Consider the following 5,521-nt stretch of genomic DNA (forward strand, 5'->3'; position numbering starts at 1 on the left):
ACCTCTGACTCCGGTGCTGTGGCGTGGCCGGTGTCGGCGAGGGGTGAGGCGGCGTTGCGTGGGCAGGCCGCGCGTCTGGCGGGTTTCGTGCGTGAGCACGGAGAGGACGAGGGGTTCTCTCTGGCGGGTGTGGGTCGGGCGTTGGTGTCCACGCGTGCGGTGTTCGACCACCGTGCGGTGGTGGTCGGTGAGGACCTGTCCGAGCTGGTGTCGGGTCTGGAGGCGTTGGCCGGGGGAGAGGTTTCCCCGGACGTGGCCCGGGGTGTGTCCCAGGCTCCGGGTCGGACGGTGTTCGTGTTTCCGGGTCAGGGTTCGCAGTGGGAGGGCATGGCCGTTGAGCTGATGGGTTCTTCGGCGGTGTTTCGTGAGCATGTGCGGGCGTGTGGTCGGGCGTTGGCGCCCTTCACGGGTTGGGATCTGGTGGAGGTGTTGTCCGGGGCCGAGGGGGCTCCGGGGTTGGATCGGGTGGAGGTGGTCCAGCCCGCGTTGTTCGCGGTGATGGTGTCGTTGGCTCGGTTGTGGGAGCACCACGGGGTGCGCCCGGATGCTGTGGTGGGTCATTCGCAGGGGGAGATCGCGGCGGCTCATATCAGTGGGGTGTTGTCGTTGGAGGACGCGGCGCGGGTGGTGGCGTTGCGTGCGGACGCGTTGCGTCGTTTGGCGGGGACGGGAGCGATGGCGTCGATTCCGCTGCCGGAGCGGGAGGTGGCGGAACGGATCTCGCAGGGCAGTGGTTTTGACGATGTGCATGTGGCGACGGTGAATGGTCCGGGTGCGACGGTGGTGGCGGGTGACCGTGACCAGGTGCACCGGTTCGTCCGTGAGTGTGAGGGCGAGGGGGTGCGGGCGCGGGTGATCCCGGTGGATTACGCTTCGCATTCGCCGCATGTGCGGGTGTTGCGGGAGGAGATCCTGGACCGGTTGGGTTCGGTCCGGCCCGGCTCGGCGGAGGTTCCGTTCCTGTCCACGGTGACGGGTGGCTTCGTTGAGGGCCCGGAGTTGGGCGCGGAGTACTGGTACGCGAATCTGGCGAGTCCGGTGGGGTTCTCCTCTGCGGTGTCGGCTCTGGTGGAGTCGGGGCATCACGCGTTCGTGGAGTGCAGTCCGCATCCGGTGTTGACGACCGCGGTCGGGGATACCGCTGAGGCGGTGGCGGGGGCGCCGGTGGTTGCGGCTTTGGGGACGTTGCGTCGTGATCAGGGTGGTGTGCGTCAGTGGTTGACGGCGTTGGCGGGCGCGTTCACCGCGGGTCTGTCTCCGGACTGGTTCCCTGAGCGTTCCACGGTTCCTGCTGAGGCCGTGGATCTACCGACCTACGCCTTCCAGCGCGAGCGGTACTGGCTGGACGCACCGGTCGTGGGCGGAAGCGCTCTCGGACTCGGGCTGGCCACGTCCGACCATCCCCTCCTGGGCGCGTCCGTTCCGCTGGCGGACGGGAACGGTCTGATTCTCACCGGGCGGTTGTCGTTGGCGACGCATCCGTGGCTGGCCGACCACGCGGTGATGGGCACCGTGCTGTTGCCGGGGACGGCGTTCGTGGAACTGGCGTTGCACGCGGGCGAACAGGTCGGCTGTGACCAGATCATCGACCTCACCCTCGAATCCCCCCTTGTTCTACCCGAGAACGGTGGTGTCCGGCTGCAACTGTCGGTCGGCTCCCCAACGGTCGACGGAACGCGGGAGATCGCCGTCCACTCCCTTCCGGACGGTGACGGGGCCGAATGGACACGGCACGCCACCGGCACCCTCGCGCCCGGAGAACCCTCCGTTCCGCCCGGTACGGATGGTACGTGGCCGCCCGCCGGAGCCCTCGCCGTCCCGACCAGCGACCTCTACACACGGCTGAACGGCCAGGGCTACGAGTACGGATCCGCCTTCCAAGGGGTCCGCGCGGTGTGGCGCGATGGTGCGGACATCTACGCGGAAGTGCGGCTCGACGCGGATCAGGAGGCGGACGCCGACCTGTTCGGGCTGCACCCGGCCCTCTTCGACGCCGTGCTCCACCCCCTCCTGCCGGATGACCACGGCTCGGACGGGGCCCGGCCGAGGCTGCCCTTCGCCTGGTCCGGCGCGCGGCTGCACGCCGTGGGAGCATCGGAACTCCGGGTGCGGCTCACGTTCTCGGGCACGGAGACCGTGTCCGTTCTGGCGACCGACACGACCGGCGCGCCCGTGATCTCGCTCGACTCCCTGGTACTGCGGGCCGTGTCGCCCGAACAGCTCTCGCCCAGGGGGCAGGACGCGCGCGACTCGCTCTACCACGTGGTGTGGACCCCGACCGCCCTGTCCGAGACAGACGATGCCGTCGTCCACCAGGATCTTGACACGGTGGCACCGGACTCCGAGGTACCGGAAGCCGTGGTGCTGCGCTGTGCCGGGGACGGGGACCCGGCCCCCGGGTCCGTGCGCGCGACCGTTGACGCGACTCTTCGCGCCGTACAGGGATTCCTGTCGGACGAGCGGTTCGCCGACTCGCGGCTGGTGGTCCTCACCCGGGGCGCGACCTCCGCCATGCCGGGGGAGGGCGGGCCCGATCTGGCACAGGCGGCGGTGTGGGGTCTGATCCGCACGGCCCAGACGGAGAATCCGGACCGGATCGTGCTCGTGGACACTGACACTGACACCGACGGTGGGTCCGTCGCCGTGCCCGCGGTGCTCGCGACGGGGGAACCTCAGATCGCCCTGCGCGGTGGGGGAGCCCTGGTGCCCCGTCTGGCCCGAGTGAGCGGCACCGAGAGCCAACCCGCACTCTTCCATGAGACCGGGACCGTGGTGGTGACGGGTGGAACCGGGACGCTGGGCGGCTTGGTGGCGCGTCATCTGGTGGTGGGGCACGGGGTGCGCAGCCTGGTGCTGACCAGCCGTCGCGGGATGGAGAGCGAGGGTGCGGCGGAGCTGGAGGCCGAGCTCACCGGGTTGGGTGCTCGGGTGCGGATCGCCGCGTGCGATGCGGCCGACCGGGACGCGCTGGCTGCTCTGTTGGGTGAGGTTCCCGAGGAGTATCCGCTCACGGGGGTGGTGCACTGCGCGGGTGTCCTGGATGACGCCACGTTCACCGCGCTGACCCCTGAGCAGATGGGTTCGGTGTTGCGTCCGAAGGTGGACGCGGCGTGGAACCTGCACGAGCTGACCCGGGACCTGGACCTGTCCGCGTTCGTGTTGTTCTCCTCGGTCACGGCGACCATGGGCAACGCGGGGCAGGCCAACTACACGGCCGCGAACGCGTACCTGGACGCCCTCGCGGAGTCCCGCGACGCCGAGGGCCTCCCCGCGACCTCGCTTGCCTGGGGCCTGTGGGCCGAGTCGAGCGGGATGACCGGACACCTCAGCGACGCCGACATCGCCCGTATGGCACGGACCGGCGTGGCTCCCATGTCCAACGCGGAGGGGCTGGCCCTGTTCGACGCGGCCCTGGCCACCGAACATCCCGTCCTGGTCCCCGCTCGGCTGAACACCGCCGCGCTCCGGAACCTGGCTGGCGTGGGGGCGTTGCCCAGGCTGTTCCAGGGCTTGGTCCGCGCTCCCCGCCGATCGGCCGCGTCCGCGGACACGGCTGATCAGACCTGGGCACGGCGTCTGGGCACGATGCCGGAGGAGGAGCGGCACGCGGTACTGGTGGAACTGGTGCGCTCGAACACCGGTGCCGTGCTCGGGCACGGTGGTGACGCGTCGATCGACGTGGACCGCGCCTTCCGTGATCTGGGCTTCGACTCGCTGACGGCGGTCGAGCTCCGTAACCGGATCAACCGCGAGACGGGGCTGCGGCTGCCCGCGACCCTCGTCTTCGACTACCCGACCCCGGCCGCTCTGGTCGATCACCTTCTCACCGAGTTGACGGGGACGACGGCCGCCGCCGCGTCATCCGCCCTCGTGGCGGCGTCCACCGGAAACGACGACGAGCCGATCGCGATCGTGGCGATGAGCTGCCGGTTCCCCGGCGGCGTTCGCTCACCCGAGGACCTGTGGCGGCTGGTCGTGGAGGGCCGCGACGCGGTCTCGGAGTTCCCGACCAACCGTGGCTGGAACCTGGAGGAGCTGTACCACCCGGACCCGGACCACACGGGGACGAGCTACACGCGCCACGGCGGGTTCCTGCACGACGCCGACCACTTCGACGCCGAGTTCTTCGGGATCAGCCCGCGTGAGGCCATGGCCACCGACCCGCAGCAGCGGCTGCTGCTGCACACCGCGTGGGAGGCGTTCGAGCGTGCCGGGATCGACCCCACCTCCCTGAAGGGGAGCGACACCGGTGTGTTCGCGGGTGTCATGTACGACGACTACGCGTCTCGGCTGCACCGCGCGCCCGACGGCTTCGAGGGCTACCTGCTCACCGGCAACACGACGAGTGTCGCGTCGGGTCGGGTGTCGTACACGTTCGGGTTGGAGGGGCCCGCGGTCACGGTGGACACGGCATGCTCGTCGGCACTGACCGCGATGCACCTGGCGGCCCAGTCGCTGCGGCAGGGGGAGAGCAGTCTGGCTCTGGCCGGTGGCGTCGCGTTGATGGCCACCCCGAACACCTTCGTGGAGTTCAGCAGGCAGCGTGGCCTGTCCCCCGACGGCCGGTGCCGGTCCTTCGCCGAAGGTACGGACGGCACCGGTTGGGGTGAGGGCGTGGGCCTGGTCCTGCTGGAGAGGTTGTCCGACGCCCAGCGCAACGGGCATCCGGTGCTGGCGGTGATGCGTGGTTCTGCGGTGAACCAGGACGGTGCGAGTAACGGTCTGACCGCGCCGAACGGTCCCTCGCAGCAGCGGGTGATCCGGCAGGCGTTGGCGAACGCGAAGCTGGGTCCGGGTGATGTGGACGCGGTGGAGGCGCACGGGACGGGGACCCGGTTGGGGGACCCGATCGAGGCGCAGGCGTTGCTCGCCACCTACGGGCAGGGACGTGCGGAGGACCGCCCGCTGTGGTTGGGCTCCGTGAAGTCGAACATCGGGCACACGCAGGCCGCGGCGGGTGCGGCGGGCGTGATCAAGATGGTCATGGCCATGCGTCACGGTCACCTGCCGCGGACGCTCCACGTGGACGAGCCCACGCGCAAGGTGGACTGGGAGGCGGGTGCGGTCGAACTGCTGATGGAGGGAGTCGACTGGCCTGAGGTCGATCGTCCGCGTCGTGCGGCGGTGTCGTCGTTCGGTGTGAGCGGCACCAACGCGCACGTGGTGTTGGAGCAGGCTCCGGCGGTGGAGTCCGTGTCCGGTGTGGTGACGGAGGAGGACCCGGAGGACGCCGTTGTGGCGTGGCCGGTGTCGGCGAGGGGTGAGGCGGCGTTGCGTGGGCAGGCCGCGCGTCTGGCGGGTTTCGTGCGTGAGCACGGGGCGGACGCGGAGTTCTCTCTGGCGGGTGTGGGTCGGGCGTTGGTGTCCACGCGTGCGGTGTTCGACCACCGGGCTGTGGTCATCGGCCAGGACCTGTCCGAGTTGGTGGATGGTCTGGACGCGCTCACCCGTGGTGAGCCCGCTGCTCAGGTGGTGTGGGGCACGAGCCGTGGTGCGGGTCGGACGGTGTTCGTGTTTCCGG

Annotated in this window: 1 protein-coding gene and 1 pseudogene; both read left to right on the forward strand. The window is 70.3% G+C overall.

Going from position 1 to position 5,521, the window contains the following annotated elements; translation table 11 throughout:
- Positions 1 to 294: 294 nt before the first annotated feature.
- Positions 295 to 1,242, forward strand: a pseudogene (locus tag FYW99_RS33165) (acyltransferase domain-containing protein); the annotation flags it as partial.
- 57 nt (positions 1,243 to 1,299) lie between these two features.
- The coding region (locus FYW99_RS33025) for a type I polyketide synthase (protein ID WP_317847026.1) at positions 1,300 to 5,521 on the forward strand (4,222 nt) is incomplete at its 3' end.

It is taken from the genome of Nocardiopsis deserti, assembly GCF_008638355.1.
GTDB lineage: Bacteria > Actinomycetota > Actinomycetes > Streptosporangiales > Streptosporangiaceae > Nocardiopsis > Nocardiopsis alborubida.